General features: G+C 60.9%; 1 protein-coding gene. It reads right to left on the reverse strand.

Annotated features, from left to right (window positions below):
• Positions 1 to 749 (reverse strand): transketolase-like TK C-terminal-containing protein (locus FN082_RS17790; RefSeq protein ID WP_328592363.1); only part of this gene is annotated, 749 nt, incomplete at both ends.

The raw sequence follows: 749 nt of genomic DNA on the forward strand, positions 1-749 counted from the left end.
CCAAACTCTTCAAACAGCAGCTCTGCCGGAGCAGACTCACCGAAGGTGGTCATACCAACAATCGCGCCGTTCAGGCCCACGTATTTGAACCAGTAGTCAGCGATGCCCGCTTCCACTGCTACGCGCGCAGAGACTGCTTTCGGCAGCACGGCTTCACGGTAAGCCGCATCCTGCTTGTCGAACGCGTCAGTGGACGGCATGGAAACCACCCGCGCCTTCACGCCTTCGGCTGTCAGTTTTTCGTAAGCGGCTACCGCCAGCTCCACTTCTGAACCGGTGGCGATGAAGATAAGCTCTGGCTGCGAGCCCGCGCACTCTTTCAGCACGTAGCCGCCGCGGGCGACGTTCGCCAGCTGCTCTTCCGTACGCTCCTGCTGCGCCAGGTTCTGACGGGACAGGATCAGCGCGGTCGGGCCGTCCTGACGCTCAACGCCGTATTTCCATGCCACCGCAGATTCCACCTGGTCGCACGGACGCCATGTGGACATGTTCGGGGTCACGCGCAGGGAAGCCACCTGCTCAACCGGCTGGTGAGTCGGGCCGTCTTCGCCCAGACCGATAGAGTCGTGGGTATACACCATCACCTGGCGCTGCTTCATCAGCGCCGCCATACGCACCGCATTACGGGCGTATTCGACAAACATCAGGAAGGTGGAGGTGTACGGCAGGAAACCGCCGTGCAGCGCAATACCGTTAGCGATAGCGGTCATACCGAATTCACGCACGCCGTAATGGATGTAGTTACCGGC

This window comes from Klebsiella spallanzanii (assembly GCF_902158555.1).
GTDB lineage: Bacteria > Pseudomonadota > Gammaproteobacteria > Enterobacterales > Enterobacteriaceae > Klebsiella > Klebsiella spallanzanii.